Source organism: Cupriavidus necator (genome assembly GCF_040578825.1).
Classification (GTDB): Bacteria; Pseudomonadota; Gammaproteobacteria; order Burkholderiales; family Burkholderiaceae; genus Cupriavidus; species Cupriavidus necator_E.
Map to the genome: position 1 here is coordinate 32,929 of NZ_JBEFLI010000005.1, position 26,974 is coordinate 59,902.

Here is a 26,974-nt window from a genome sequence, read left to right on the forward strand (position 1 = left end):
CGTCGGTTCCGATCCCTGAATTTCGAAAAGGCCAGACATCGATCCATTTGAAAAACGAACGGTTGTGCTAGCATTCATCGCAGACATACCGAAAATACGAAAATCAATTCAGCGCCCACCAGATCACCGCGTGAGCCAGTGCGGCGCCATGGGCAGGCAGAGACCAGGAAGCGGCCGGCACCCCCGCGTGACCTGGCGCAAAGTGGGAGACAACGTGACAACGCAGGTCAATTGCGCGCCGCACGGCGCAGTCCAGGCGGGGCAGGGCGCCACGCCGCGCGTGCCGGTATGAGCGGCACGCTGCTGCGCGGCACCGACGAGGCGGAGCAACAACAGGCCGAACAACACTTTCGCGATCACGTCGCCAGGCACCTGCCGCGCAACGCGAAAGCGTTCCTGCTCCACGGCATGCTCGGCATGACGGGCTTCCGGCTGGTGACCGCGCCGACCTTCGTGCCGGCCTACCTCTACCTGCTGTCCGGCTCCAAGTTGACCGTGGGGCTGGTGCTGGCGGCGCAGTACGCGGGGATGGCGGCCTCGTCGATCTGGGGGGCGACGCTGATCGAGCATCGCCGGCGCGTGATGCCGCTGATCTACCTGGTGGGCTGGCTGGTGCGCGGCCAGATCCTGGGACTCGGCTTGTCCGCGCTGCTGCTGAGCGGCCGCGGCGCACTGGCGGCCGCAGCGGCGTTCCTGCTGCTGTTCGGGCTGCTGAACGGCGTGCAGAGCGTCAGCTTCAACTACCTGACCTCCAAGATCATCCCGCTGGCGCGGCGGGGGCGGCTGACGGCGCTGCGCAACTTCTTCGGCGGGCTGACGGCGGCCGCCGTGGCGTGGCTGGGCGGACGCTACCTGGTGGGCAACGAGGTGTTCGGCAATGGCTATGCCGCCACCTTCCTGGCGGCCTTTGTGCTGACCAGCCTGGGCATTTCGGCGCTGGCCGGCATGCGCGAACCCGCGTTGCACGATGTGCGCATGCCCGCCGGCTTCCGGCGGCGCGTGCGCGAGCTGCCGGCATTGCTGGCTGCCGACCGGGATTTCGTGCGGTTTTTCATTGCCCGCGCGCTGGTGGCCTTCGGCATGATGGCGATGCCGTTCTATGCGATCTACGCCGGCCGGCTGCTGGGGCTGGATGGCGCCATCCTCGGCTACCTCAGCCTGGCGTTCCTGCTGGCCCAGACCGGCAGCAACCTGGTGTGGGGCCACGTCGCTGACCGGTGCGGCTACCGGCTGGTGTTCCTTGCCAGCATCGCCATATGGATCGCGGCCACGGCGTGGCTGCTGGCGTGCGCCACCTTGCCTGGCTTCCTGCTGGCGTTCTGCGGACTGGGGACGGGCTTCGGCGGCTTCTTTGTTTCCGCGGACAACCTGGTGATGGAGTTCGGCGCACGCAAGGACCGGCCGATGCTGCTGGCCGTGTCCGACACCGCCACCTACAGCATGATGGCCATCGGGCCGGTGATCGGCGGGCTGCTGGCGCAGTCGCTGTATTTCCCGCTGGTGTTCGTTGCCGCCATCGCCGTCAAGTCGGCCGCATTCGTACTGGCGCTGCGCATTGCCGACCCACGGCTGCGGCGGCGCCTGGAAGCCGGAGACGGACCGGCATGACTGACCGGTTCAAACCACATCAACACAGCGTACAAGGAGCCTGCATGACCGCCATCAACGCAGTGGCCAGCCTGGCCGTGGACGGCAATATCGCCGTGCTGACCATCGATTCGCCGCCCGTCAACGCGCTGTCCGCCAGCGTGCGCGCCGGCATCCGCGACGGCATCGAACGTTGCATCGCCGACGCTGCGGTGCAGGGAATCGTGCTGATCTGCGCTGGCAAGACGTTTATCGCCGGCGCGGACATCACCGAGTTCGGCAAGCCGTTCGTGCCGCCTGGCCTGCCGGACGTGCAGGCGGTCATCGAGGACAGTCCCAAGCCGGTGATTGCGGCCATCCACGGCACCGCGCTCGGCGGCGGGCTGGAAGTGGCGCTGGTGTGTCACTACCGCATCGCCACGCGCAGCGCGAAATGCGGCCTGCCCGAAGTCCACCTCGGCCTGCTTCCCGGCGCCGGCGGTACGCAGCGGCTGCCCCGACTGGTCGGCCCGGAGAAGGCCTTGGAAATGGTCGCCTACGGCACCCATGTGCCCGCCGGCGAGGCCGCTGAAATGGGGCTGCTCGACGCACTCGCCGACGACGCCACGCTACGCGCTGATGCCATCGCCTTCGCGCGCCAGGTGGTCGCCGAGCAGCGGCCGCTGCGCAAGGTGCGCGAACTCGATGACAAGATCGCTCCGGCACGGGGCAACATGGAACTGTTCGCCACGTTCCGCAAGGCCAACGCGCGCCGCTTCCGTGGCTTTGAGGCGCCGGAGGCCAATATCCGCTGCATCGAGGCGGCGGTCGAACTCCCGTTCGACGAGGGCCTGCGGCGCGAGCGCGAACTGTTCCAGCAACTCATGGCCGGCAAGCAGTCGGCGGCGCAGCGCTACTACTTCTTCGCCTCGCGGCAAGTCTGGAACGTGCCCGACATCGGCGCCGACGTGCCGGCGATCCCGGTCGCCAGGGTCGGCATCGTCGGCGCCGGCACCATGGGCGGCGGCATCGCGATGAACTTCCTCAACGCCGGGCTGCCGGTCACCATCGTCGAAACCACGCAGCAGGCGCTGGACCGCGGGCTGCGCACCATCCGCGCCAACTACGAGAACACGATGAAGAAGGGGCGTCTCAGCGCCGCCGAGGTGGACGCGCGCATGGCGCTGCTGACACCCGCCCTCGAACTGCAGCAGCTGGCCGACGCCGACCTGGTGATCGAAGCCGTGTTCGAAACCATGGACGTCAAGAAGGAGGTATTCGGCAAGCTCGACCGCATTGTCAAGCCGGGCGCCATCCTGGCCACCAACACTTCGGCGCTGGACGTCAACGAGATCGCCGCGGCCACCTCGCGCCCGGAGACTGTAATCGGGCTGCATTTCTTCTCGCCGGCCAACGTGATGAAGCTGCTGGAAGTGGTGCGGGGCGACAAGACTTCGAAGCCGGTGATCCGCACCTCGATGGAGCTGGCGCGCCGGATCGGCAAGGTCGCGGCGCTGGTCGGCGTGTGCCCGGGCTTCGTCGGCAACCGGATGCTGGCGCAACGGCAGCGCGAAGCCCAGAAACTGGCGCTCGACGGCGCGCTGCCGTGGGACATCGACCGCGTGCTGTACGACTTCGGCTTCCCGATGGGCCCGTTCGCGATGAGCGACCTGGCCGGCCTGGACCTTGGCTGGGTGAAGGAGAAATCCACCAGCTCGACCCTGCGCGAAATCCTCTGCGAAATGGACCGCCGCGGCCAGAAGACCGGCGCCGGCTACTACGACTATGACGACAAGCGCAACGCACGTCCGTCGCCGGTGGTCGAACAGGTCATCCGCGACTTCGCCGCGCGGCAGGGCAGGGCAAGCCGCGTGGTATCAGACCAGGAGATCCTGGAGCGCTGCATCTACCCGATGATCAATGAGAGCGCCAAGATCCTGGAGGAGGGCAAGGCGCTGCGCGCGTCCGATATCGACGTCATCTGGGTCAATGGCTATGGCTGGCCGGTCTACCGTGGCGGCCCGACGTGCTATGCCGATGCGATCGGGCTGGACAAGGTGCTGCGGACGTTGCGGCAGTATGAGGAAACGCTCGGGGCGGATTTCCGGCCGGCGCAGTTGCTGGTGGATCTGGTGGCGCAGGGGAAGCGGTTTGGTGATTTGAGGTGAGTGAGTGATTGGGGGGGCGGCGCTTGCGCCGTCCGGCCCCATAGCGGGACGGGCGCCTGGAGTGTCCTGTTTTTGAGATGTGTTGATCCGCTTATGGGACGGATTCGTCGCCTCCTGGCAGCGCGGCGAACGCGCCGACGACCGCGGCATTCCTATGAGGCATCGATTTTTGCCCCGAATGGTGTAATTCTCTGTTTGGCAATCTGAAGCTGTGGATCCCGCCATACGGTGCACATGGACCAAGAGGTCTTCAGCTCCAAGCATCAGAGAGAGTCCTTTCGTCATGCGCGCGTCAGACCCCAGTGCAGCAATTGCGGGTTACGGATCAGCCTGGCCAGCAATGTCGCAGGCGGGGATAAGGGGAGGAGGGGCGATTGCACCACCTCACCTACCCACCGATAGGCAGTCGTGCCCTCAAGCCGACCGCTTTGCCCCACACTCGCCACAGAACAGGTCATCCGGCGCCATGGGTGCATGGCAGCTATGGCAGGCCAGCGCGACCGATACAGGCGCAGCCACTTGCTCAACCGCCTGCACCGAAGCCTTGGCTTGCGGCGACTCCTTCGTCTCACGCATGCCCGCCACGGCGCGATCGCGCGCTTGCTCTGCCTGGCGCCTGGCCTGTGCCATGCGCTCCTTCAGCATCGCCTCAGAGTCCGAGAAATCCATGCCGTTGACGGTCTGCAGATAAATCAGGCAAGTACCATTGATAAAGGTCAGGAACGGGATCACCAAGGCAATCATCAACAGTAAGCCGGCGCCAAAGCCAAACGACGAAGCATAGGCGATGCCGTCCTGCAAGGCAGCCATGTCACCACGGCCAAAGCCGCCGCCGTAGCTGCGACCGAAAGGACCCATGAAGCCAGAGAACATCGACAACAGCGCGCTCATCGGGCTGGCGCCAACTGCGCTTGATAGCGACGTCGAAATCAAGGCGCCATATCCCAGAATGCCAAAAACCACGATCGACAGCACCGCCACCAGCACCAGCAGCAGGAACATGTTCACGATCACCTGCAGCAGCCGGTGGCGGCTAATCTGAATCAGGCGCGCCACCGTCTGAACTGCCGAATTGCCCTCCCAGATAGCCGGCGCGGCCAGCGGGTAGCCCACGTACCACAGGCCCGCGAAAGTCGCGCCAATGACCACGGCCACCACCGGAAACGCGAACGCGTACAACAGTGGCCCAAGCCCCGGGATCTTGCAAAGCAAGAAGATCAACAGGCCCGCGAGCAATACTGCCAGGTATCCCAGCAGCAGCAAGATTCCGACGCCAAGGAATCTGTGCGCGGTGAACACTGCCTGGAGCATCGCATCAACAAAGCCGATGGTATGGCCCTGCGCCTGCCGCATCAGCGTGATGCCAACGGCGGAATATCCCACCAGCATCACCCCCAGCGTGACCAATCCCGACACTAGCCCCAAGAAAAAGCTGTGGGCAATCGTATAGGTGGTGAGCATGCCCGCAATCAGCGTCGCCACGCCCGCGATGGCGCACATCGCCAATGCGCGCCAGTTGGTGATCGCCTCAGCCGCTCGAAGAAGGGCGTAGGAGGGCGCTGCAGCTTTTTCGCTTGTTGTCATGAACTTGGTTTATCCGTATTTTTATTGATTCGGCGGTTGCTTCAGTGATCGACTCAGCGATCCAGCATTGCAACGGTGAACGTATCTCCCGTCCGAGCTAACTGCAGTTGGTTTTCCCGGCTGATGCCAGGCTTCCCATTCAGCACCACCTGGCTCCGCAGGCGATAGATGCCCTGCGGCGCGCCGGACGGCAGCCTCAACGTGAAGCTGTTGTCGTACTCACCGCTGCCCGGTTCCGAACTGACGATTTTCTCGCCACGTTTGAACTCCTCACCTGACGGCGCATAAACGGTCAGGATCTCCTTCACCTCCTGAACTGGTTCATTTATGCCGGACACGGCGCGGATCGTCGACTGCAGCTTGATCGCTTCGCCAGCCTTCACCGCACCACTGGGTGTAACGACCGTGTTGTATGCGTTCACCTCGGCAGTGCGAGGCAGGCGATTGCGATTGCTTACCTTGTACTCGCGATCTACCTCCGCCGCGGTCTTGGTCTGCCGTGTGGCAATCTCAATCACCGCGCATGCAGCCAGCCCGGCAGCGGCCCCGCCAAGGGCGCCTTTAGTGCCGCCGATCAATGCGCCCACGATGGCACCACCCGTGCCGAGCGCCGCGCAGCGCAGGACCGTGTCACTGTCTGCGGTGCCTCCGCCGCGATGGGTTGCGCAGCCGCTGGCTAGTAGCGTGCCAAGGGCCGCCGCTAGAATCGTCTTCTGGAGTTTCATGGTTTGCTGGTAGTTATTCGAGAGAGGTGTTGGCGCGGAGCGCTTCCATTTGCCTGGCTTTGGCGTTGCTGATCAAAGACCTCGCGGCGCGGTTGCCGGCATCGATGGCAAGGACGCTTTCGGCGGTAGCGATGGCTTTGTCAAACTGGCCATTGGCGACGTGGAGTTTTGCCTTTCGCAACAGCTCATCGATCTTTGCTTCCATAGGATCGGCCTGAGCCACAGGCTTCGCTGGCGGGACCGGGGCTTTGGGTGCGGCGAGGGCTGGCGCTGCAGCAGCATTAAGGAGTGGTTGCGTCGCGGCTTCTGGTGCGGGCGGTAGGGAGGATGCCACGGGTGCGCTTGGCGCTGGCTGCCCCGGGGGTTCGGTAGCCTCGACGGACTGAGCAGGTTCGTTCGGATGAACGGGTACCGTGGCTTCCGCGGGCAACGTCGGCCGGGAGGCCTGCACCTGCGTCGCCTGATCGACTGGCGTGGTGGGTTGCTTGCCGCTATACCACCAGAACAGGCCGCCTCCGCCAACAGCGACTGCGGCGGCGATGCCGGCGGCGATCAATGCTTTCGACGGTTGTCGCGGGGAGGGGGCGGTCGCGTTTTGGGAGGCCGATGCGCTGCAGCTCTGCGTCGGCCACGATGCCGATCGTACTAGCTCATCGCTTTTTGCGGCCTCGGGAGTGATGGGCAGATGCACGTGCTCAAACTCGACTTCTCGGGCCACGGTAGTTTCGGCCGGCTGCGATACTGGCGAGGCAATCTCTGGTGTTATGTCCACAACCGAGATTGCTTCCACTTGAGTGGGCTCGATTGCTACCTCGGCGGTTACGACGGCCTCTGGTGCAGGCATAGCCGCCGCCAGCAAGACGTCACCCGCATGCGCCGATTTTGCACCCGTCGGCCGTGTCCCACACTTCCTGCAGAACTTTGCCCCAGCGATCAGTTCAGCACCACACCCAATGCAAGCCAATGCGGCTACCGGCGCGGCCTGGGATTCAACTGGCGTTCCACATGATTTGCAGAAACGGGCGCTGGCAGGGGTACTCACACCGCAATTTGTACAACTCGTCATTCCATTCTCTTCGGTATGTGGTGGCATCTCTCTAGGGGCTCATTTCCCATCGTATTGCGTTGGCGCCTAGCAAGGAGATGGTCAGGCCGCTCGATTTCGACGCTCTTCGAATCGGGAAGCCGGCAAGGAAGGATCAAGCCATGCCTGCCTCGAATACTCGGCTTTCCGGGCTTTTACGGAAGACGGTTATGTGCGCTGAACCCCTCATTGGAGGGGCACTATGGATTTTTCTGGGAAGGTGGATTCCCGTCACCAGGCAACCCCGGAAAAAACGCAAGTCGCGTTCCTTGAATGCCGATGACCGCAGTGCGGTCCTGACGAGTTGCAAGTTTGCAAGGCGAGTGCGTTTGCCCCTTGTGGCTCGGCAAAATTTGAAGCCAAACTCCTTCCCGTCAGTCTCCGCCAGGAGTGGAAGAGGTACCAGCATGAGCTACTTGGAATCTGGGTCGTCAAGCGGCAACAGATTGCCCGGCGGCCTCTGCACGCGTACAACTGGGGCAAATCCGGACGGCGGTGCTTAATGACTAGCTCAGATCGAAGTTGAACAATGGTATCCCTCCATCGCCCGGGAGAAGGGCCACCGCCTTGCTGTTTAGTCTGCCCCGCTTTAGCGCGGTCTCGCCTCCGGCCTCATAGACGGTTCGCTGAAGGCGCTGTTCTATCGACGGGGGACTTAATTCTCGGCGTTGCTGCTGGATTCTCGGCGCTCCTCGGCATACTCCTGGCAGCCCTCAACAAAGGCTTGGGAGTCGCCGGTGCAGTTGTCCGGCTCGGAGATATCGTTGTCCGCCGCCCAGTAGTAGCCCGCTTCATGTCCTGAGCAGTCCTGGGTGCAGCGAGAGCCTAAGAAACGTTCACCGCCAGCCTCGCCTTGCGTCGGACGGGGCACCTGAGCTTCGAATCGGCGCTTCATTTCATCGACGGTGGCGCCTTGGTCGGCCGCAATGGCGGGCAAGAACTGGTCCCGGTAACTTTCCCAGATAAGAACTTGTTCGTCTTGAGTGGCCTCCTCAAAGCCCGCCTTGGCTTTGAATTCATTCCACTTAAGGACGGTAGGCGAAGGCGCCTCGGCGGATGAGGCTGGCGCCGCCGACGCGGCAGACGCTGATGCGCTGGATCGCGCCGGGTCAGCGGGCCGGTGGTCACACGCAGCGAGGCAAATCAAACTCCCGGCCACCAGCCAGCGCTTCATTTTGCCGGTTTGCGGCTCTTTGATATCTTTCGTGGGAATACCGGCTGCTCTGGATGCTCCGCGTGCTTTCTGTTTGCCTGCGCTGTTTCGGCGTCCTTGAGCAGAAGCCCAGTGAGAGAGCGCCGTCCGGCAGCGCGGCAGGGATGGCCACTGCCTGAGCGATCTGCACCTCGGCTGCAGCACGCCCGATAGCCGGCTCAGAGCGTTTTGGCGCTCTGTCATTATCCGATCGAGTCGAGTTGCGATTCCCATGCGAGGCATATACGTGCATGAATAAGCTGGAGTCAATTATCGATCCATCGTCGCATTAACAATCCATTCATTCGGGTATATACGCACACCAGCCCTCAGTGAACTAGTACATTGCCCAGGCGACACATCTTCTATGGCCGAGATCGCATGATCTAGTAGCGAGAGAGGCACAAAGTACGCACGCTACCCCGATCTCCAGCTTCACATCGGCGTCAGCGATCGGATGGTGGGCGTGATTGGCGACAACGTGGATTGCGTGTTGTCGGTCATTTGGGTTCCAGCGGTTATCAGCGTAGCGCGATGCCCGATGCGGCGATCACCGAGGCGTAACGGGGCAGGTCGCGCGCTAGCGTTGCATCCAGCTCCTGCGCCGACGAGGCGACCACGACGTAGCCAGCGTCTTCCAACTGGCTGCGGGTGGCGGATGCGTGCAGCACCGCCGCGACATCGCGGCTGACACGCTCCACCACAGCAGCCGGAGTTGCCGCGGGCGCGAGCAGTCCCTGCCAACTCTCCACGGCAAAGCCCGCGGCGCCGGCTTCGGCAAGGGTGGGCACCCGCGGCCACCGCGCTTACCACCAGGCCGTGACGGTTGTCGCTCAAGGTGTGGCCCATATAGCGCAGCTCACTGGCGGTCTTGCCCTTTCGATAGAGCTTGGCGTCCGGATCAGTCTTGGACTGATGCGTCTCGTTGCTGCGCTTCTCTCCTTGGAAGCCGCCGGTGCCACCGATGTCGCTGTCATCGCCATCGCCGCCGTCCTTGCGTACGAAGCTCTTGTGGCCGGCCCAGGCCTGAATCATCGTGCCATCCACGCTGAAGTGCTCACCCGACAGCAAGTTGCGCTTGTGCGCGATGGCCAGCACCTCGTTGAAGAACGTGATCACTGCATCGTGCTGGATCAGCCGTGCACAGTTCTTGGTGAACACCGTTGGCACCCAGACTGCGTCGTCCATCGACAGGCCGATGAACCAGCGGAACAGCAAGTTGTACTGCGTTTGCTCCATCAGTTGGCGTTCGGACCGGACGCTATACAGAAAATCTCCCGCCTGCCCTTGCCTGGCAAGGCTTTGCGCTTTGCGGGGTGCGGCGTGACCCTGATAGCGGGGCTGCACGGCTGGCTGCCAAGCCTGCGCTTGGCGATATGTGTCGTGGCAATTCAGCGTTCGTAGGCTTCTGGAGCGGTTTGCTGGTGTTGTAGAGCAGGTCGGAACACGTAATGGCTCTCGTGTTCGTGAGCGCCGAAGACGGTCATGTTGATCGGCAGATGATTGGCGACGAGCGTGCCGGCGCTGATGCCTTTGTCCAGCCCAAAATACTTGGGCGAGTGCCGCGCATTGAAGGTATCAAACTGCGTTTCGAAACGCTGGCCGTCGCTGCTCGAATGGATCCGGTCATCGATATTGAACAGCTTGAAAGCTGGCAGACCAGCAGTGGCGTTGCTAATTGCGTCGTTAGCGGCATGCAGGGTTTCGGGGCGAAGGTAGCTGCGCGCCGTGCTCGAGAGCGATGCGTAGCTCAGGCCCGAGACTTCTGCCATTTTTCGCAGGCCCATGTTGGTACCCATTGCGACCACGCAGGCGAGGATTTCGCGCGGGTCGGCGTCGTGCTTCACATAGCGGTCGAGTACGTGGGTGAACGCCTTCAGGAACCCAGTGCATTCTGCGACAAACCATAGCAGCCTGGCCACGTCAATGCCGGGTAGCTGGCTGTAGAACGAGTGGTTAACGGATTCATCTGGGTCGGGGTACACGAGGCTCCAGCGACGCTTGCCATTTTGCTGGCGGACATTGAGGTGCGGGTTGTCGCACTGTTCGATGCTTTGGTTTGCGATCTTCAACTAGGCTTCGATGTCGTCGTGCAGCGCGGCAAGCGTTTCCTCGATGGGAGCAAGCAGGACCGGCGAGCCAATGTCGCGGAGGATGGCGTCCTTCTGCTGCCAGCGAGCATCGCTGATCAGGTCGTCCTCGTAACGGCGAAATTCGTTGCTGCTGTTGCTGAACACATCGCCGGCTTCAAGGGCGTTACGCAGCAGACGATAGACCAGGAACTCGTAGCGATCGACGTCAAGCTGCTTCTTCTTGTCGGACTTGGCGGAATACAGGTAGGGCTGCAGGCCTTTCGGAATGACGGCAGTGGGGAACGCGGCGGGCTTGCACTGCTGGGGCGATTTGCCACTGCGAAACGTTTCCTGGAGGCAGGCAACGGCTTCCAGCAGCGGCGCATCTGACACGCGGCCTGTGACCTTGAGGCCGACAAACAGATGGCGAATGTTGCGCTTGATGGTACGCGACAATGCAGCATAGTGCGACCACTCGAACCCGGTCTTGTCGAACGCGATGTTGCTCATGTAGTTTGAAACCTGCTCGAACCGTTCCAGTGGGAGCAGCAAAAAGGCTCTTTTCTTGACGCTGGCGAACGACGCATGGCGCGGGATCGAGTCGTCGAAGAACAGCTGGAGAACCTGGCCAGCAGCCTTCAGATGGGTGCTCGCTTCGGTAAGGGCATTCTGTGCAGCTTCATCGGCGGCATGGCTGGCAGACTTCTCGTACTGGTTGACCAGATGAATGAAGGCCTCGATCAGATTGTCGTTGATTTGGCGAAACCGGTGATAAGCAAAGCACAGCAGGCACAGGCGCGTAATGCCGATCGGCATACGTTGCAGCTTGTAGTCGATGTACCAGGTAAACATCCTCAAGCGCGAGCCGAAGGACTTCAAGGTTGGCTGCGTGGAAAGCATGGCCAGGCGTTGCGCACGGCGCTCAAGTTCTGCCTTGGCGCCGCTGTCACACAGGCGGAAATCGAACAGCTCGAGGATGGTGTACTGCAGTGCGCGCCGTGTCGGCGCGGAGGGCGGGCTGATGACGCCAAGCTTTCGGTCCGGGAAGTGCCGGGCCAGGATGTAACGCAAGTCGTCCTTGACGGCGTCCAGATCGTAGAAGAATTGGTACTTTGCTTTGAAATTGCCGAGCTGCAATATCAGGTGCGCCGCGACCGGGGCCGAGCGGGAATGCATGAGCTGCTGCTCGGCCTCGCCCAGTTCGAAGTAGGCGTGCCGGTCCTCTTCGGTAAGGCGTGGGAGCGCGTACAGTTCGTCGATCTCGTGGCGAGTCAGGATCGACAGCCGGTGCGTATTGGCAGCCATGTTGCGCGTGTACTTGTTCTTCGCCGAATCCCAGGCATGCCACAGGGGCCGCTGGGATAATGGGCTCCCGGAAGTTCAGCGTGACCGCTTCGCTGGCCGCCCCCGTGCCGGATTGACCTGAGCTTGGAGCTGCCCCTGCAGTTGCGCGACCTGCCTGGCCAACGCGTCACGCTCGCGCCGCAGTTCACGCATTTCGTCCATGACGCTGGCGAGCTGTTTCTCGTGTCGTTCAGCGAGTCGCCGCTGTTCGGCGGCGTCGGCCGATAGCTGCTGAACGTCGGCGACCAACTGCTCGTTGCGCTGTTGTGTTTTCAAGAGCACTGCTTCGGCGCGTCGTTGCGCTTCGCGGGCCTCCTCGGTCTGCAGCATGACGCGCTTCTGCACGCCTTCCAGCCGGGCGGTCGCCTGGTCGACTTCCGCTCGCATTCCTAGGTGTACGATGCGAGAGCCTGCTGAAAAATCGTGTCAGTCCATGAACCTGCCCGCCACCGAGCCTGTTGTCCCCCTCATGCTGCCGGCCGCACTGGACGGCCACGACGGCACGAATCGCGCGCGCGGCGCTAACCGGCAGATCACGGCCGATACCGACCTTGAGGCCGTCCGCCTGTGGCTTGCCGAGTACGTCAGCTCGCCGCACACGCTGCGCAGCTACCGCAAGGAGGTGGTGCGGCTGCTCGTCTGGGCGACGCGCACGCTGGGCAAGCCGCTGTCTAGCCTCACGCGCGAAGATTTCCTGATTTACGAGCAATTTCTTACCGCACCGTCCGCAGACTGGGCCGATCCCGTCCTGCCACGGCGCGGGGGCACGCGGCGGCTGTTCGACGGGCCGCTCTCCGAGCGCAGCCGACGCCAGGCCCTCGGTATCCTTTGCGGGCTGCTCAATTACCTGGTGGCCGCCGGGTACCTTGCCGGCAATCCGCTTGCGCTGCGGCGCTCGCCCTCGGCAACGCCGGCACGGAGCCGCCGCATTGAACGTTACCTCGATCACGCGCTTTGGCAGGTTGTGCTGGAATCGATGGAGGCCTGGCCGCAGGTATCTGCGCGCGAGCGCCAGCACTACGAACGCAGCCGATGGCTGATCCGGCTGCTGTACCACACCGCATTGCGGGCAAGCGAAGCCGCCAACGCACAGGCGGCGGACTTCTTCCAGCGTCGCGGCCGCTGGTGGCTGCACGTCATCGGCAAGGGTGGCGCCGAGGGCGAGGTGCCAGTCTCCGACGCCCTCATGGCCGACTTCGCGCGCTACCGCGCATTCCATGATCTGGCGCCCATGCCCTTGCCGGCCGAAAGCACGCCGGCCGTAATGAGCATCGCCGGCGACGCCAAGCGGCACCTGACGCCGACGGCGATCTACCTCATTGCCAAGGAAGTGTTCCGCCGGGCGGCCGACACACTCGAGCCAACCGATCCGATCGGCGCGGCCACACTGCGCCGGGCTTCGACGCACTGGCTGCGGCACTCGGCGGCTTCGCATCAGGCTGACGCCGGCACTGATATCCGCTTTATCCAGAAGAACCTTCGCCACGCCTCGATCGAGACGACGGGGATCTACTTGCACGCCGAAGATGACCGCCGGCATGCCCAGACCACCCAGGCGGGGTCAGAACCGGAAGCCGCTGCCGTACCGGCGGGGAGCCTCCCCGCGTAGAATGCTCCCCGCGTTGTCAACCTCTGAATCCCTCAACCGATGTCTGTCTCTTACGATCCCCGCCAAATCGCGGAATGGCTGGACTCCCACACGGTGTCCAAGGCTCGCTCCTATGCGAGCGCTGTCTCGGAGTTGCGCTGGATCGACGAGGATACCTTGGCGGGACTGGTGCAAGGCACCCATACGCGTCCGTATGACGTGCGTGCGTATTTCCACGACATCGACGAAGACATGTGGGTGGAGGGGGAATGCACGTGTCCGGTCGGCATTGACTGCAAGCACGTGGCAGCGCTGCTGATCGCCGGCCTTGCGCACCAGCCGAAGCCATCGGCTGCCGGCGTGCGCGGGGAACTGGTGACCTGGCTGGAAAATTTTCGCGCTCGACGCACGGCAGCCAATCCCGCTGCCAAGAAAAAGCCAGCCAAGGCCACGCATGCACTGGCCTATGTGATCGGGCAATCGTATCGTGGCTGCGAGATTTCCCTCTACAAGGCCCGCGTGGGGGCGGACGGTACGATTCGCTCGGTCGACGATCGGTGGCAAAACGTCGAGAAAGCGCTGGTCGAACCGCCGAAATTTGTTTCCGAGGAGGATCTTTCTATCCTGCGCGGATTGTGGCTGGGCCGCTCGCATGCCGCCTATACCGGTGGTTTTGCTCTGCAGGGCACAACCGGCGCCGCCATCCTGGAAAAGCTCATCGCCACCGGGCGTGCATTTACTTCCTTTGCTCCCGCAGGCGCCCACTACCCCGGATCACACTGCCCGGTGCACTGCGGATCAGAGCGCGGCGCAAAGATGACCTGGCAAGCGCAGCCCGACACGCGCGTGCGGCCAGTCTTGCAGGCCGAGCCACCCGCCACCCTGTTGCTGACGACAACCCAGCCCTGCTGGTATGTGGACGCGCATTCTGGCGAAGCTGGCATACTCGCCATGCCGTGGCCAGCGGAACAGGTCACGGATTTCCTGTCGATGCCGGCCATCACGCTGGACGAAGCGGCGCTCGTTGGCAATGTGTTGCGCGAAGTCGCCCCCGACCTGCCTGTGCCACCCGCGCATGACGTAGCGTCAGTGCAGGTCGTCAACACCGTGCCGGTGCCCGTGCTGACGCTTGACACCTTGCCGACCTGGGCGTCATCGCAGGATTTTGCAACGGTCAGCTTTGATTACGCAGGCCACAACCTCCCGGCGCACAGCAACACTACGCTTGTTCGGGCCTCCGGCGGCGAGGTCGTCCAGATAAGAAGAGACGCCGATCTCGAGCGCCAACGGCTGACTGAGTTGCAAAAGACCGGGTTTCGGAAAATTCGGGCCGATCATGTATTTGGGCCAAAGCCGTTTCCGGATGGCATCCTCGGCCCCGAGGATGTCGACGACTGGCCGGATCTCATGAAGCTGGTGCTGCCCGCACTACGGGCAAGCGGCTGGCGCGTCGTCATGAGCGACGAATTTCGGCACAACGTGATCGAGATCGATGCGATTGACGGCAGCCTGCGTCAGACCGGCGACGGCTGGTTTGACGTCGAGATGGGCATTACCGTCAATGGTCGCACGGTGCGCCTGGAGCCGCTGCTAGCAGACCTCTTTCGTCGCGATGAGCGCTGGCTGTCGGGCAGGCTCGATACCGTCGCGGACGACGAAGCGATCGACCTGAAAACCGACCGCAACGAGCGGCTTCGCCTGCGTGCCGACCGGCTCAAGCCGGTCGTGCGCGTGCTGATCGACCTGTTCGACTCGCTCGGCTCCGGCATGAGCATTTCCGCGTGGGATGCGGCACGACTCCATGCCCTGGATCAGACCGGGCGCTGGCAATTTCACGGCGACGCGTCGATTCGGCAACTCGCGCAACGCCTGATGGCAGGTCCTGGGGTGACAGACGTGCCGGTGCCGCGTGGGCTGAAGGCCGAACTGCGTGCTTACCAGCGCCAGGGGCTTGCCTGGATGCAGTTCCTGCGCGAACACGAGCTGTCCGGCGTGCTCGCCGACGATATGGGCCTTGGCAAGACCATTCAGACACTTGCGCACATCCTCACCGAAAAGGAACGTGGCCGGCTGGACCGGCCTGCGCTGATCGTCGTGCCAACGACCCTCATGCACAACTGGTGCGAGGAAGCGCAGCGCTTCACGCCGAAGCTGCGCGTCCTGGATCTGCACGGGCCCCAACGCCACGAGCGCTTTGAGCAGATCGGCGAGCATGATCTCATTCTGACCACCTACGCCTTGCTGTGGCGCGACGAGGAAGTTCTTGCCAAGCACGACTTTCACCTGCTGATCCTGGATGAGGCGCAGTATGTCAAGAACGCCGCCACCAAATCCGCAGCAACCATCCGCGAACTGCGTGCAAGACACCGCCTTTGCCTGACGGGCACGCCGCTCGAGAACCATCTCGGCGAGCTTTGGGCCCAGTTTGACTTCCTGCTGCCTGGCTTCCTCGGTACCCGCCAGGACTTCACCCGCCGCTGGCGCACGCCCATCGAGAAAGGCGGCGATGCTGTTCGACGTGAACTGCTCGCGCGACGCATCCGACCGTTCATGCTGCGTCGGCGCAAGGATGAGGTCGCCGCCGAGTTGCCCCCGAAGACAATGATTGTGCGCACGGTCGAGCTCGAAGGCGCGCAGCGTGACCTGTACGAGACTGTGCGCGCCGCCATGCAGGAAAAGGTCCGTGCGGCCGTCGTAGCAAAAGGCCTCGCGCGCAGCCACATTATCGTGCTGGAGGCGTTGCTCAAGCTGCGCCAGGTCTGCTGCGATCCGCGGCTCGTCAAAATCAGCCAGGCGGCCCGGATCAAGGAATCGGCCAAGCTTGATCTGCTGCTCGACATGCTGCCCGAACTGATCGAGGAAGGTCGTCGCATCCTGCTGTTCTCGCAGTTCACCAGCATGCTGGACCTCATTGCGGGGGCCCTGGACAAAGCTGGGATTCCGTACGTCATGCTGACGGGGGATACCACCGATCGCGTCACGCCGGTCAAGCGTTTCAAACAGGGTGAGGTGCCGCTTTTCCTGATCAGCCTGAAGGCCGGTGGCGTTGGCCTGAACCTGACGGCGGCCGACACCGTCATTCACTACGATCCCTGGTGGAATCCCGCCGTAGAAAATCAGGCCACCGACCGCGCTCACCGTCTCGGGCAGGACAAGCCTGTGTTTGTTTACAAGCTGATCACCGCGGGCAGTGTTGAGGAGAAAATCGTCGCGATGCAGGAGCAGAAGGCAGCGCTTGCCAACGCGATCCTGTCAGAAGATGCCGCCGGCGCCGTCAAGTTCTCCGCCGACGACATTGAAGCGCTTTTCGAGCCGATCCCGGCCGCACCACCTATTGTCGCACCGGCGGCGAAGCCCCGATCCCGCACCAGGACGGGAACATAAAAATGGCCTTGCCGCGACGCATTGTCGAGGTCCAGCACGAACCCAATGGCAAAACCAGCCGACAACCAACACGAACGGCGCATCTCGATGGAGATCGTGGTCGACGCGTACACCGAAGAAGAATGCGCGATGGCGTGGTACTGCCATCTCGAGGACAGTCTTAGCTTTCCATTCGAAGCGCGGGTACGTCAGGCGATGGCGGCTTCCCCGCTGCGCTCAGGTGACAGAGTCTCCGTCCTCAGACTCGCGCATGATCAGTTGTGCCGCGTTGCCATCTTCGTGCACGCACTTTACAACCAGCGTGAACTCGTCGTGCCCCTTGCCCAGCTTGTCCCCGTCCGCGCCGACAAGTGCACGCGCCTTGCCGTCTCTGACTGGCACTACTGGCACGACCAAGGTTACAGCTTCTGACCTCCCGCACGACCTAACATCCCCCCGGCATGATCCCCGAGCGCAAGTTACAGGGCCCGCTCGGGCCGTTATCAGGTCAAGTCGCACCCTGCCAGCCCTTGCCTGGCAGGGGCTGGCCGAAGATTTTCACTTTTCGGGGGATGGCAGAAATAGCCTGCTTCGGATTTCGGCCATTTCGTTAGCACTCAACTTAATTCCATGTTGGCATAAAAGGAGGGAAGTTAGTCCGTCAAGCCAAGGCTTAGCCTCCTACTATCACATCCATCGCATCCGATTAAAGCGGAAACGCTATATGTGCTTCGGCAACGAGGCATGGCTCAACCTTTATAAGGAAATCATCATGACTAACCAACTCGATCAAGTTATCTACACGGCACACACCCACGTCACGGGCGGCCGCGAAGGCGCAGGACGTTCCACTGACGGTGCCATCGACGTCAAGCTGAGCACACCCGGCTCCGGCCGGCCTGGTACCAACCCCGAACAGCTGTTTGGCATCGGGTACTCAGCCTGCTTCATCGTTGCCGTCGAAAGCGCCGGCAGGCAGGTGGGTGTCAAGCTGCCGAAGGACGCGGCCATCGACGCCGAAGTCTCGCTGGGCAAGACCGACGGCGGCGCCAACTATGCCCTCGGCGTGACGCTGAAGGTCAGCTTGCCGGGCCTGGATGCGGCGGTGAAGAGGCAACTTGTGGAAACCGCCCACCAGACCTGCCCATACTCGCGCTCCCTTCGCGGCAACGTCGACGTGCAGTTCGAAATTCTTTAAGCAGCGTGCGGTGTTCAGGACGCTGAGATGAGCCCCCAGGACGCGAACGTCCCTCGCGCCCCCTCGTACCCCGTCCGCGTCTTCATTTCGAACCGCGCCTGGATCCGCACAACCGCAATCCATACTTTGAACGAGAAAACTGCAATGACCATGCTTATCAAGACGCTTGCCGTAGTCGCGGCGGGCACCGTTCTCGCCACGAGCGCCGTTGCCCAGAGCGCGAAGGAGATCCGCGGCGCTTCGCCGTACGTCGCGGTCGAGAATGAGCCCGCCCCGAAGCTGATCGTGGATCCTCCGCTTCCCGAGGGGCTGGCCCACGGCATCTTCTGGGCTCAGTACCGAGTGGAGAACTTGCGCATCGCACCCGTGTTCGGGCCGGAGGCCGCCAAGGTATCTCCACGTGTCGGGCATCTGCACATCACGGTGGATGACCTGCCCTGGTGGTGGGCGGATCCGAGCGACAACAACACCGTCGACATAGCCGGTCTGCCGCCCGGCCAGCACAAGGTGAAGATCTCGCTGGTCGACGCCAATCACAACGTCTTTCCCGGACAGGTCGTGACACTGGCGTTCACCGTGCCTGAGGGCGCGAAAGCGCATTCACATTAGCGCCGAGCCCAAGGACCTGAACGCGCGCTTCACTCGTGCGCGTCCGCGACTTCACTACGGCACCCGCATCAATCCGCACCACCGCAATTCCCCAGCAGGCAGCCATTCATGTCAGCGCCGAATCTGCTGCATGTCGCGAGCGGGCCGCGCGCTTCAACGCCTGGGGCGGTTGGCCGAAGACGCGCAGGAACGCCCGCCTCATTCGCTCCGGGTCGGAGAAGCCAGTTTCACTCGCGATGCGCTCGATCGTGAGTCGATCCGCTTCGACAAGAATGCGAGCCGTTTCCGCGCGCAACCGCTCGACGGCGCGCGCAGGAGGTTGACCGGTGTTCAACCGGAACTCGCGGCTGAAGTGGCGCGGGCTCATGTGGACCGCATGGGCGAGCCGCTCCACCGACAGGTCTTCGCGCAGGTGGTTCTTGGCGTAGGTCAGTGCCGCCTGGATGCGATCGGACTTGGATTCCAGCTCCGACAGCGTCGAGAACTGGGACTGCCCACCCGAGCGCCGATGGTGAACGACCAGTTGTCTTGCGACCGCTCTCGACACGTCGCTGCCGAGGTCGCCCTCCACCAGCGCCAGCGCGAGGTCGATGCAGGCGGTCATGCCGGCCGAGGTCCAGACGGTGCCGTCGCGTACGAAGATCCGATCCTCTTCGACCCGGATCGACGGATAGCGCCGCTGAAGCTCCCGCGCATGGGCCCAATGCGTTGTCACCCGACGGCCCTCCAGGATCCCGGCCTCGGCCAGGACGAAGGCGCCGGTGCAGATGCTGGCCATGCGCCGAGTGGGCTCGAGCGCACGCGCGAGCAGCCGCAGGAGTCTGGGCGATGACCGCTGCGGCGTGGTCGCGCCGGCCATGATGAGCGTGTCATAGATGTTCGGATCCAGCGCAACCGTCTGAACGGCCGTGCCCATCGAGCTTTTTACCGAACCGCCACATTCTGAGACGACATGGATGTCGTACGCCGCCTTGGGTGCGGCAAGGTTAGCCATCTCGAACACGGAGACCGCCACTATGTCCAGGATCTGGAAGCCGGGGAACACCACAAGTCCGACGCGTTTCATGTTGGCCTAAAACGAGGGAAGTTGGTCATTTGAGCTAAAGCCTAGGCCCCTATCCTTAGCCTGTCAAGACATCCATTGCTTCCCAGCCGCCCGTGAGGGCATAGGACATTCAAAGTAAAGAAATGAGCTCAATTCAAATTTCCAAAGGCGTCGCCCCGGCGACCGGCGCATCAGCCACTTTCGGTTCGACTGGAGAACTCATGCCTGCAACGCGTTCGGCGAGCTCCGGTGATTTGCACGAGCTCGGGCTCGCAGCCGCAGCACGTGCAATTCGAAACGGGGAGATTTCCTCGGAGGCATATGTTGGCAAGCTGCTGGAACGAGCGCGTGAGCACGCCGACTTGAAGGCGTTCATCACAATCGATGGCGCCTCAGTGCTGGAGGCCGCAAGCCAAGCCGATCGGGCGCGTCGAGCAGGACGCAGCGCTCCCTTGCTCGGCGTGCCTCTGGCGGTCAAGGACAGCTACCTGACCAGGGGGCTGACCACAACCGTCGGCACTTCCGTGCTGGCCGCCTTCAAGCCGACGCAGGACGCTGAGGCGATTGCAGATGTGAAAGATGCGGGGGCGATTATCTTTGGAAAGAACAACCTGGTTGAGATGTCGTATGGCCTGACGGGCCTCAATGCTCACCATGGCCAGGTGAAAAACCCCTACAACAAGGCCAACGTCACGGGCGGTTCCTCCAGCGGGGCAGGCGCGTCGGTGGCTGCTCGCATCGTTCCCGCCGCGCTTGGAGGAGATACTGTCGGCTCCATCCGTGTTCCCGCGTCGTTGTGTGGTGTGGTGGGATACAAGCCGACGCCGGGCCGCTGGCCGGCCAAGGGCGTGGCTCCGATATCCGACACCCTCGACACGACGGGACTCCTGGCTCGCAGCGTGCAAGACTGTGAGCTTATGGACGCCGTGCTCACCAAGAGTCCTGTCCCCGGCGCCAACGTAAGCGGCAACCTGAAGGGCATCAAGTTGGCCTACGCGCCTCGGCAGTACCTCGCCGACGTGGACGTTGAGGTGGACCGCGCATTCCGCGAGACCTTACGACAACTCAAGGACGCAGGAGCCGAGCTGGTGGAGGTCGATCTGGGGGAAGACTTCCTTGCCCTTGCCGATAACACGACGTGGCCCATCTTCTTCCATGAGACGATGCCCGCCGTTCGCAGATTCCTCGCTGCCAACGAGCTGCCCGTTTCCTTTGAGCAGATCTATGCGGGCCTGGGCGAGAACATCAGGAGTGGCTGGTCGCACTTCGTCGTGTCCCGCGGCGCAGGCTACGTGTCCGAGGAGAAGTACCTCGCCGCGCTTAACGTGGCCAGACAAGAGCTGAGCCAACGGCTTGCGGCGATTGCGTTCGGACAGGCCGATGCGCTGCTTTTCCCGACCACGCCGAGTGCAGCGCCCCGTATCGAGAATCAGTGGAAGTTCCAGGTTGGCGGCAAGGAGGTCACGGACCTCTTCCTGTCCCGGAACACGCATCCGTCGAGCTCCGCTGGCGTGCCAGGCATCAGCATTCCGATGGCGCTGAACTCAGAGGGACTTCCACTCGGGCTCGAGCTCGATGCGGCTGCTGGTCGTGACCGTGAGTTGCTCACCCTGGCTCGCCGAGTTGAACAAGTCCTTGGTGGCCTGCCCGGACCCAGCGGCTTCTGAGCTGCACCCGCCGTAACTTGAAGGCAGCCACATCGACCGTCGGAGCCAATTACCACGAGCGCTCGATACTAAATGTTGCTGTCGCCCATGCAACTTCGTCGCGGCACTACGATGCCGCACCCCATCCAAAGGAGATTTTTCAGATGACAGTCATCAAAGCTGCCGCAGTCCAGATCAGCCCTGTGCTTTACAGCCGTGAAGCAACCGTGGATAAAGTCGTGCAGAAGATCCAGGAGCTTGGTGAGAAGGGAGTGCAGTTCGCCACGTTTCCCGAGACCGTGGTGCCGTACTACCCATATTTTTCAGCGGTCCAGACAGGTCTTCAGCTTCTTACCGGAAATGAACACCTCAGGTTGCTCGAGCAGTCCGTGACGGTACCGTCCCCCGTCACCGACGCAATCGGGGAGGCAGCCCGTAAGGCCGGCATGGTGGTGTCCATTGGTGTGAATGAGCGTGACGGAGGCACCATCTATAACACGCAGTTGCTCTTCGACGCAGATGGGACCCTGATACAGCGCCGCCGCAAGATCACGCCTACGCATTTCGAACGCATGATCTGGGGGCAGGGCGACGGGTCGGGCCTTCGCGCTGTTGACAGCAAGGTCGGACGAATCGGCCAACTCGCATGCTTTGAGCACAACAATCCGCTCGCGCGCTACGCAATGATTGCCGACGGCGAGCAGATCCATTCGGCCATGTATCCGGGGTCAGCCTTCGGCGAAGGGTTTGCCAAAAGGATGGAAATCAATATCCGTCAGCATGCGCTGGAGTCCAGCTGCTTCGTCGTGAACGCAACAGCGTGGTTGGACCCTGACCAGCAGGCGCAAATCATGCGGGACACTGGGTGCGACATCGAGCCGATTTCTGGCGGTTGCTTGACCACTATCGTGACACCGGACGGCATGCTGTTGGGCGAACCTATCCGCTCGGGTGAGGGCGAGGTCATCGCCGATCTTGATTTCTCGTTGATCGACCGGCGCAAGGTCTTGATGGACTCGGCTGGACACTACAACAGACCGGAGTTGCTTAGTCTCTTGATCGACCGCACGGATACTGCCCACCTGCACGAACGCGCCGTGCACGCCAAATCGCTCTTGACATCCTCCCCTCCTCGGCCTGCGGCCACCGCCTGACGGCGGAAAGGGAGGGGATTCCTTCGGCGCTACGCGATGCGTTCCGCAGTCGCTGCGGTGGGTTCCTGCTTCACCGAGCGGCCCGACTGCACCGACTCTCCACAGGCTGCAACGCGGTGTCCCCGCGCCAGAATGTTGATCGCTCCGACCACATCGGCGTTTTCCTCGAATCCGCACTGGACGCAGCAAAATCTTGCCTGCGTCGTACGGTTCTGCGCCGACATCTGACCGCAGCACGGACACGTCCGGCTCGTGTTCTGCGGTGGCACAGCGATAAGCCAGCCCCCGTTCCACGCCAGCTTGTACGCCAACTGCCGGCGGAACTCGGACCAGCCCTGGTCGAGAATGGCCTTGTTCAGGCCGGACTTGGCCCGAACATTCACGCCCGGGCTTTCGCCTGTTCCCGCCGCCGACCTGGACATGTTACGTACCTGCAAGTCCTCGATACAGACCATCGCGTGGTTTTTGCTGATCATGGTCGTGGCCTTGTGCAGGTAATCGCGGCGGGCGTTGCCGATGCGGGCTTGGATGCGCTGGACTCTGGCTTTCGCCTTGCTCCAGTTTTTGCTGAACTTCGTCTTGCGGCTCATCGCCCGCTGAGCGCGGCGCAGTCTGGCTTCGTGCCGTTTGAAACTGTTGAGCGGAGCGAGGAACGTACCATCGCTGAGCGTAGCGAACCGGGTGATGCCAACATCGATGCCGACTGCGCTGGTTGCTTGCGGCACCGGCTTCTCCACCTCACGCACGGTCTGGATCGAGACAAACCACTTGCCCGCATGCAGAGATACCGTGGCGTTGCGCACCTCGCCAGGCACATCCCGGCTGCTGCGGTAACGAATCCATCCGAGCTTGGGCAGGAAGATGCGACTGTTGGCCTGATCCAGCTTGATCTGCTTCCGGTCGGGGTAGCGAAAGCTGTCGCGCTGCCCCTTCTTCTTGAAGCGAGGATGTGCGGCCCGTTTAGCGAAAAAGTTCTTGTAGGCGCGCTCCAGATCCTTGAGCGCTTGTTGCAGCGGATGCACCGGGGAGTCCTTGAGCCAAGGTGTTCCAGGTCCATTGCGCCACTCGGTGAGACGCTTTGCCATCGCCACATAGCTGATGAACTTGCCGCCAGCCTCGTAGTTTTCGATCAGTAGCGCCAGCGCCTTGTTGTAGACGAACCGGCACGATCCCGCGAATCGGCGCATGTCGCGCTGCTGCTCACCGCGCGGCATCAGTTCGAACTTGAAGGCCTGGAGTCGTTGCATCGGGACAATGTACAGGTGGCCGAAGCGCCCAAACGTGAAACTCTGTAAGGTCGCCACTGTGTCTGTACTGACGCACGATCTCGATGAGCGCTCCGCCACAACTCCCGGCGAAGTGGGAGGGCGACCATAGCGCATCACCGCATAGTTTCCGGCGGATGAGGCTGGCGCCGCCGACGCGGCAGACCCTGATGCGCTGGATCGCGCTGGGTCAGCGGGCCGGTGGTCACACGCAGCGAGGCAAATCAAACTCCCGGCCACCAGCCAGCGCTTCATTTTGCCGCTTTGCGGCTCTTTGATATCTTTCGTGGGAATACCGGCTGCTCTGGAGGCTCCGCGTGCTTTCTGTTTGCCTGCGCTGTTTCGGCGTCCTTGAGCAGAAGCCCAGTGAGCGAGCCCTGTCCGGCAGCGCGGCAAGGATGGCCGCTGCCTGAGCGATCCGCACCTCGGCTGCAGCACGCCCGATAGCCGGCTCAGAGCGCTTTGGCGCTCTGTCATTATCCGATCGAGTCGAGTTGCGATTCCCATGCGAGGTATATACGTGCATGAATAAGCTGGAGTCAATTATCGATCCATCGTCGCATTAACAATCCATTCATTCGTGTATATGCGCACACCAGCCCTCAGTGGACTAAAAATAGATTCCAATGGAAAGAGCTATCGCCTGGGCGCGGTGGGGGTCGCGGCACTACGCGATATCAACCTCGAAATTCGCAGCGGCCGGCTGACGGTGATTTCCGGCGCATCGGGCAGCGGCAAGTCGACGCTGCTGAACCTGATCGGCTGCATCGACAAGCCCGACAGCGGCCGCCTGATCGTTGCAGGCCAGGACATTGCCCGCCTGAGCGATGACGCACAGTTGGACTTCCGCGTGCGCCATCTCGGCTTCATCTTCCAGGGCTTCAACCTGATTCCGGTGCTCACCGCCTACGAGAACGTCGAGTATCCGCTCGTGCTCGCCAATGCCCCGAAGGCGCAGCGCGCGCGGCGCGTCACGGAACTGCTGAACGCCGTGGGCCTGGCCGACAAGGCGAAACATCGGCCGAGGCAGCTCTCGGGCGGCCAGCGTCAGCGCGTGGCGGTGGCGGCATCGCCGCGGATCGTGCTTGCCGACGAGCCGACCGCCAATCTGGACAGCCACACGGGCGCCGCCATCATCGCTCTGATGCGCCGGCTCCAGCAGGAGCAGGGTGTTTCCTTCGTGATCTCGCCCCACGATCCACAGGTCCTTGCCACCGACGACGACGTGGTCAGGATCGCCGACGGCAGGATCGTCGACGCCTGCCGCGGCCTTGTCGAACGGGAGGCCGCATGAATACGTTTGCCCTTGCGCTGCGCAACCTGATGCGCAATCGTCGCCGCTCGATCACGACGATCCTGGCCATGAACGTTGGCGCCCATGCGGTGCTGCTGTTCGGTGGCTACAGCCGCAACATCACCTACGGCCTGCAAACCGACTACGTCAAGTACGGCGGTCACTTGCAGATCCAGCGTGAAGGCTACTATCGCTACGGCAGTGGCAATCCGGCAGCGTACGGCGTCGCCGGTTACGACAGGACCCAAGCTGATTGCGTGGGTCGCCGCGCAGGCGCGCAAGGGCGCCACGGTGGTGGGCGTCTGCGACGGCGTCTGGGTGCTCGCGCGCGCTGGCCTGCTCGAGGGGCGCGAGGCCACGGGCCACTGGTATTCGTTCGACGACCTGCGCAAGGCCTATCCGAAGACGCAGTGGCTCCGCAACAAGCGCTACGTCGCCGACGGCAAGGTCGTGACCACCACCGGCGTCACGGCCACGATTCCGGTCTCGTTCGCGCTCGTCGAGGCGATCGAGGGCCGTGAGAACGGATTTCGGCGAGCGGACCGCGACCTGGGTGCGCCTGCAGATGGAATACCCGGGCCACTGACGCGCCGGGCAACACCCTCCTTTCATTCCTGCTGACTCGCCCCGGGCGCCGGCGCCGACCGGCGGGGCCACGCACGTCCAATCGGAGAGACTTTGAAGATGTTGATGCGTTCATTTGCCATCATGATGTCCGCCTTCAAGCAGAAGGTCTTTGCCTTTGTCGCAAAGCACGGCTACACGTACCGTAGCTATTTGCTTTCCATCCTGTTCCTGCCGCCCGCCGCAATCTATATCGCATGCAAGAAGCCTGGGCTGCCCAGGAGCGGACGTGTTTCGCTCAGCATCACGGGCGTAGTCGCACCGCCCATGGTTGGCGCGGCCACGGTAATGTTGGTCAAGACGGTGGTGGAGACCGTCCGTCAAGTCCTTTGACCCGCCGGGCTACATGCCCAGGCTACAAGCAAGACTGACCCGCTGCAGCAAATAAAGCGCTATAGCTACGACGGACTGGATAACCCGACCCAATGTCCACGCCGTGGTTAGAGAGCATCATTTGAGTGGGGCGACAACCACGCCGCGTACTCCGGCCCTCTCAATCGCGGCTTTGACCAAACCCTCGGACTTGGCGTCTTCAATGAACTGGCGCGCGTACGCATGGCCGAGATCTCGTCCCTTCGGCATCGCCATAGCGTGCGGATCGACACCAGCGCGGCCGTCGAGAACCCGGGAGCCAGGCAATTGATTCGACAGCTCGAACAGGATTGGCTTGATGCTGCCCCATACGTCTGCTTTCCCCGATTTCAGCGCCTCCAATGCTGCAGGGTTGCTTGGCGCTCGGACGAACACTGCATTCTTCAGCGTGCGAGTAAAAAAGAACTCCGGGCCGGACTTCTCCTGCAGGGCAACTCGAACCCCGGGCCGGTCTACATCAGCCATTGTCGAGATGGAAGAACCGGCAGGGACGAGGTACCCGAATTCGACTTCCAGGTGCACGGGAGCGAAATCAAACTCCTTTGCCCGCTCAGGAGTAAACCCAATAAAGGCGACGTCCCATTTGCCCGCTTTCCCGCCGTCGAGAAGGGCGCCGATTGACCCCGGGTACAGAACCGGTTCAAACGGAACCCCCATGCGCCGGGCTAGCTCTTTTCCGAGGTCAAATCCCACCCCTTTGATCTCGCCCGATGCAGTCTCCCGGACGACTTGTGTGGAGTTTCCGAGCAAGAGGCCAACGCGAAGCTTGCCGGTCGGCGCCAAAGCCTGTTGCACTTGCGATGTCGGGGCGCTACGTGTCTGGGCGCTTCGTGTCGGGGCGCTATCGATGCCCGCACAGCTCGAGAGCAGCAGCCCGAGCATTGCAGTCATTAGCCAATGTGTCGTTCGCATTGCGCCCTCCTTCAAGTTACCGTTGTTCTCTAATTTAGCCAGGCAGTCCGCGCATGCGGGCCTATCCTATCGTGAGAAGAAACAGGGCCAAAGCCTGCAGCCAAGGATGCTTCCCGCAATGAGGGGCGTCAATGGTCTGAACTGCTGCATCGTGGGCTTCCGAACGCGC

General features: G+C 62.6%; 19 protein-coding genes and 6 pseudogenes. 13 read left to right on the forward strand and 12 right to left on the reverse strand.

The genetic code is table 11. The features are described from left to right. The first annotated feature begins 288 nt into the window (after positions 1–288). Positions 289–1,608 carry an MFS transporter gene (locus AB1I47_RS04390; protein ID WP_354682560.1) on the forward strand — a complete coding sequence of 440 codons (1,320 nt, stop codon included), beginning with the start codon at positions 289–291 and terminating at the stop codon, positions 1,606–1,608. 44 nt (positions 1,609–1,652) lie between these two features. Further along, entirely contained in the window at positions 1,653–3,734 is a 2,082-nt protein-coding gene (locus AB1I47_RS04395; RefSeq protein ID WP_354682561.1) for a 3-hydroxyacyl-CoA dehydrogenase NAD-binding domain-containing protein, read from the forward strand. A 414-nt stretch (positions 3,735–4,148) separates the two neighbouring features. Here AB1I47_RS04395 and AB1I47_RS04400 read toward each other — a convergent pair whose 3' ends face one another. The 8 genes and pseudogenes from AB1I47_RS04400 to AB1I47_RS04440 form a co-directional block, all read right to left on the reverse strand. Continuing rightward, a complete protein-coding gene (locus AB1I47_RS04400) occupies positions 4,149–5,318 on the reverse strand; it encodes a zinc ribbon domain-containing protein (protein WP_354682562.1) in 1,170 nt (389 codons plus the stop codon). Between the two features lie 53 nt (positions 5,319–5,371). After that, entirely contained in the window at positions 5,372–6,043 is a 672-nt protein-coding gene (locus AB1I47_RS04405; protein WP_354682563.1) for a hypothetical protein, read from the reverse strand. A 13-nt stretch (positions 6,044–6,056) separates the two neighbouring features. Next, on the reverse strand, positions 6,057–6,887 hold the full coding sequence (locus tag AB1I47_RS04410) for a hypothetical protein (RefSeq protein ID WP_354682670.1): 831 nt from the start codon (positions 6,885–6,887) through the stop codon (positions 6,057–6,059). 69 nt (positions 6,888–6,956) lie between these two features. Then, positions 6,957–7,136, reverse strand: a pseudogene (locus AB1I47_RS04415) (double zinc ribbon domain-containing protein); the annotation flags it as partial. Between the two features lie 646 nt (positions 7,137–7,782). Further along, positions 7,783–8,301 (reverse strand): hypothetical protein, encoded by a 519-nt coding sequence (locus AB1I47_RS04420; RefSeq protein WP_354682564.1) that lies wholly within the window; start codon positions 8,299–8,301, stop codon positions 7,783–7,785. A gap of 804 nt (positions 8,302–9,105) precedes the next feature. After that, a pseudogene (locus AB1I47_RS04430) lies at positions 9,106–9,588 on the reverse strand (transposase); the annotation flags it as partial. Between the two features lie 139 nt (positions 9,589–9,727). Beyond that, positions 9,728–11,696: pseudogene (locus AB1I47_RS04435) on the reverse strand (Tn3 family transposase); the annotation flags it as partial. 75 nt (positions 11,697–11,771) lie between these two features. Beyond that, positions 11,772–12,122, reverse strand: a pseudogene (locus AB1I47_RS04440) (DNA-binding protein); the annotation flags it as partial. 46 nt (positions 12,123–12,168) lie between these two features. On the opposite strand from AB1I47_RS04440, the gene AB1I47_RS04445 reads away from it, so the two are divergent. From AB1I47_RS04445 to AB1I47_RS04465, 5 genes are all read left to right on the forward strand, one after another. After that, entirely contained in the window at positions 12,169–13,344 is a 1,176-nt protein-coding gene (locus AB1I47_RS04445) for a tyrosine-type recombinase/integrase (protein ID WP_354682566.1), read from the forward strand. A gap of 39 nt (positions 13,345–13,383) precedes the next feature. Further along, positions 13,384–16,707: a DEAD/DEAH box helicase gene (locus AB1I47_RS04450; RefSeq protein ID WP_354682567.1), complete on the forward strand. Its 3,324-nt coding sequence runs from the start codon at positions 13,384–13,386 to the stop codon at positions 16,705–16,707. A 45-nt stretch (positions 16,708–16,752) separates the two neighbouring features. After that, on the forward strand, positions 16,753–17,118 hold the full coding sequence (locus AB1I47_RS04455) for a calcium-binding protein (RefSeq protein ID WP_354682568.1): 366 nt from the start codon (positions 16,753–16,755) through the stop codon (positions 17,116–17,118). A gap of 340 nt (positions 17,119–17,458) precedes the next feature. Then, complete coding sequence (locus AB1I47_RS04460) at positions 17,459–17,884, forward strand: organic hydroperoxide resistance protein (RefSeq protein WP_354682569.1); 426 nt, start codon at positions 17,459–17,461, stop codon at positions 17,882–17,884. 144 nt (positions 17,885–18,028) lie between these two features. Then, entirely contained in the window at positions 18,029–18,493 is a 465-nt protein-coding gene (locus tag AB1I47_RS04465; protein WP_354682570.1) for a DUF6130 family protein, read from the forward strand. A gap of 106 nt (positions 18,494–18,599) precedes the next feature. Here AB1I47_RS04465 and AB1I47_RS04470 read toward each other — a convergent pair whose 3' ends face one another. Next, a complete protein-coding gene (locus tag AB1I47_RS04470) occupies positions 18,600–19,559 on the reverse strand; it encodes a GlxA family transcriptional regulator (RefSeq protein ID WP_354682571.1) in 960 nt (319 codons plus the stop codon). Between the two features lie 200 nt (positions 19,560–19,759). Between AB1I47_RS04470 and AB1I47_RS04475 the strand changes: the two genes are divergently transcribed. Continuing rightward, positions 19,760–21,205 (forward strand): amidase family protein, encoded by a 1,446-nt coding sequence (locus AB1I47_RS04475; RefSeq protein ID WP_354682572.1) that lies wholly within the window; start codon positions 19,760–19,762, stop codon positions 21,203–21,205. A gap of 143 nt (positions 21,206–21,348) precedes the next feature. Next, entirely contained in the window at positions 21,349–22,338 is a 990-nt protein-coding gene (locus tag AB1I47_RS04480) for a carbon-nitrogen hydrolase family protein (RefSeq protein ID WP_354682573.1), read from the forward strand. A 29-nt stretch (positions 22,339–22,367) separates the two neighbouring features. Here the strand turns inward: AB1I47_RS04480 and AB1I47_RS04485 are convergent, their stop codons facing one another. Both AB1I47_RS04485 and AB1I47_RS33935 read right to left on the reverse strand, forming a co-directional pair. After that, positions 22,368–23,585, reverse strand: a complete 1,218-nt coding sequence (locus AB1I47_RS04485) for an RNA-guided endonuclease InsQ/TnpB family protein (RefSeq protein ID WP_354682574.1) — start codon at positions 23,583–23,585, stop codon at positions 22,368–22,370. A gap of 64 nt (positions 23,586–23,649) precedes the next feature. Then, positions 23,650–23,739: pseudogene (locus AB1I47_RS33935) on the reverse strand (IS200/IS605 family transposase); the annotation flags it as partial. A 450-nt stretch (positions 23,740–24,189) separates the two neighbouring features. Between AB1I47_RS33935 and AB1I47_RS04490 the strand changes: the two are divergent. The 4 genes and pseudogenes from AB1I47_RS04490 (at position 24,190) to AB1I47_RS04505 (ending at position 25,854) form a co-directional block, all read left to right on the forward strand. After that, positions 24,190–24,897, forward strand: coding sequence for an ABC transporter ATP-binding protein (locus AB1I47_RS04490; RefSeq protein ID WP_354682575.1), 708 nt, complete (start codon positions 24,190–24,192; stop codon positions 24,895–24,897). After that, positions 24,894–25,139, forward strand: a pseudogene (locus AB1I47_RS04495) (ABC transporter permease); the annotation flags it as partial. The gene AB1I47_RS04490 and the pseudogene AB1I47_RS04495, both read left to right, overlap by 4 nt. A gap of 52 nt (positions 25,140–25,191) precedes the next feature. Further along, on the forward strand, positions 25,192–25,518 hold the full coding sequence (locus AB1I47_RS04500) for a DJ-1/PfpI family protein (protein ID WP_354682662.1): 327 nt from the start codon (positions 25,192–25,194) through the stop codon (positions 25,516–25,518). Positions 25,519–25,581: 63 nt separating this feature from the next. After that, positions 25,582–25,854: a hypothetical protein gene (locus AB1I47_RS04505; RefSeq protein ID WP_354682663.1), complete on the forward strand. Its 273-nt coding sequence runs from the start codon at positions 25,582–25,584 to the stop codon at positions 25,852–25,854. 117 nt (positions 25,855–25,971) lie between these two features. Here the strand turns inward: AB1I47_RS04505 and AB1I47_RS04510 are convergent, their stop codons facing one another. Then, on the reverse strand, positions 25,972–26,805 hold the full coding sequence (locus AB1I47_RS04510; protein ID WP_354682576.1) for a transporter substrate-binding domain-containing protein: 834 nt from the start codon (positions 26,803–26,805) through the stop codon (positions 25,972–25,974). Between the last annotated feature and the right edge of the window lie 169 nt (positions 26,806–26,974).

Coding starts and splice junctions, on each gene's coding strand:
- AB1I47_RS04420 (WP_354682564.1), bottom strand. CDS start 8,301: ATGAAGCGCTGGCTGGTGGCCGGGAGTTTGATTTGCCTCGCTGCGTGT.
- AB1I47_RS04505 (WP_354682663.1), top strand. CDS start 25,582: ATGTTGATGCGTTCATTTGCCATCATGATGTCCGCCTTCAAGCAGAAG.
- AB1I47_RS04480 (WP_354682573.1), top strand. CDS start 21,349: ATGACAGTCATCAAAGCTGCCGCAGTCCAGATCAGCCCTGTGCTTTAC.
- AB1I47_RS04400 (WP_354682562.1), bottom strand. CDS start 5,318: ATGACAACAAGCGAAAAAGCTGCAGCGCCCTCCTACGCCCTTCTTCGA.
- AB1I47_RS04470 (WP_354682571.1), bottom strand. CDS start 19,559: ATGAAACGCGTCGGACTTGTGGTGTTCCCCGGCTTCCAGATCCTGGAC.
- AB1I47_RS04510 (WP_354682576.1), bottom strand. CDS start 26,805: ATGCGAACGACACATTGGCTAATGACTGCAATGCTCGGGCTGCTGCTC.
- AB1I47_RS04410 (WP_354682670.1), bottom strand. CDS start 6,887: ATGCCTGCACCAGAGGCCGTCGTAACCGCCGAGGTAGCAATCGAGCCC.
- AB1I47_RS04465 (WP_354682570.1), top strand. CDS start 18,029: ATGACCATGCTTATCAAGACGCTTGCCGTAGTCGCGGCGGGCACCGTT.
- AB1I47_RS04490 (WP_354682575.1), top strand. CDS start 24,190: ATGCGCACACCAGCCCTCAGTGGACTAAAAATAGATTCCAATGGAAAG.
- AB1I47_RS04445 (WP_354682566.1), top strand. CDS start 12,169: ATGAACCTGCCCGCCACCGAGCCTGTTGTCCCCCTCATGCTGCCGGCC.
- AB1I47_RS04395 (WP_354682561.1), top strand. CDS start 1,653: ATGACCGCCATCAACGCAGTGGCCAGCCTGGCCGTGGACGGCAATATC.
- AB1I47_RS04455 (WP_354682568.1), top strand. CDS start 16,753: ATGGCAAAACCAGCCGACAACCAACACGAACGGCGCATCTCGATGGAG.
- AB1I47_RS04460 (WP_354682569.1), top strand. CDS start 17,459: ATGACTAACCAACTCGATCAAGTTATCTACACGGCACACACCCACGTC.
- AB1I47_RS04475 (WP_354682572.1), top strand. CDS start 19,760: ATGCCTGCAACGCGTTCGGCGAGCTCCGGTGATTTGCACGAGCTCGGG.
- AB1I47_RS04485 (WP_354682574.1), bottom strand. CDS start 23,585: ATGCAACGACTCCAGGCCTTCAAGTTCGAACTGATGCCGCGCGGTGAG.
- AB1I47_RS04450 (WP_354682567.1), top strand. CDS start 13,384: ATGTCTGTCTCTTACGATCCCCGCCAAATCGCGGAATGGCTGGACTCC.
- AB1I47_RS04390 (WP_354682560.1), top strand. CDS start 289: ATGAGCGGCACGCTGCTGCGCGGCACCGACGAGGCGGAGCAACAACAG.
- AB1I47_RS04405 (WP_354682563.1), bottom strand. CDS start 6,043: ATGAAACTCCAGAAGACGATTCTAGCGGCGGCCCTTGGCACGCTACTA.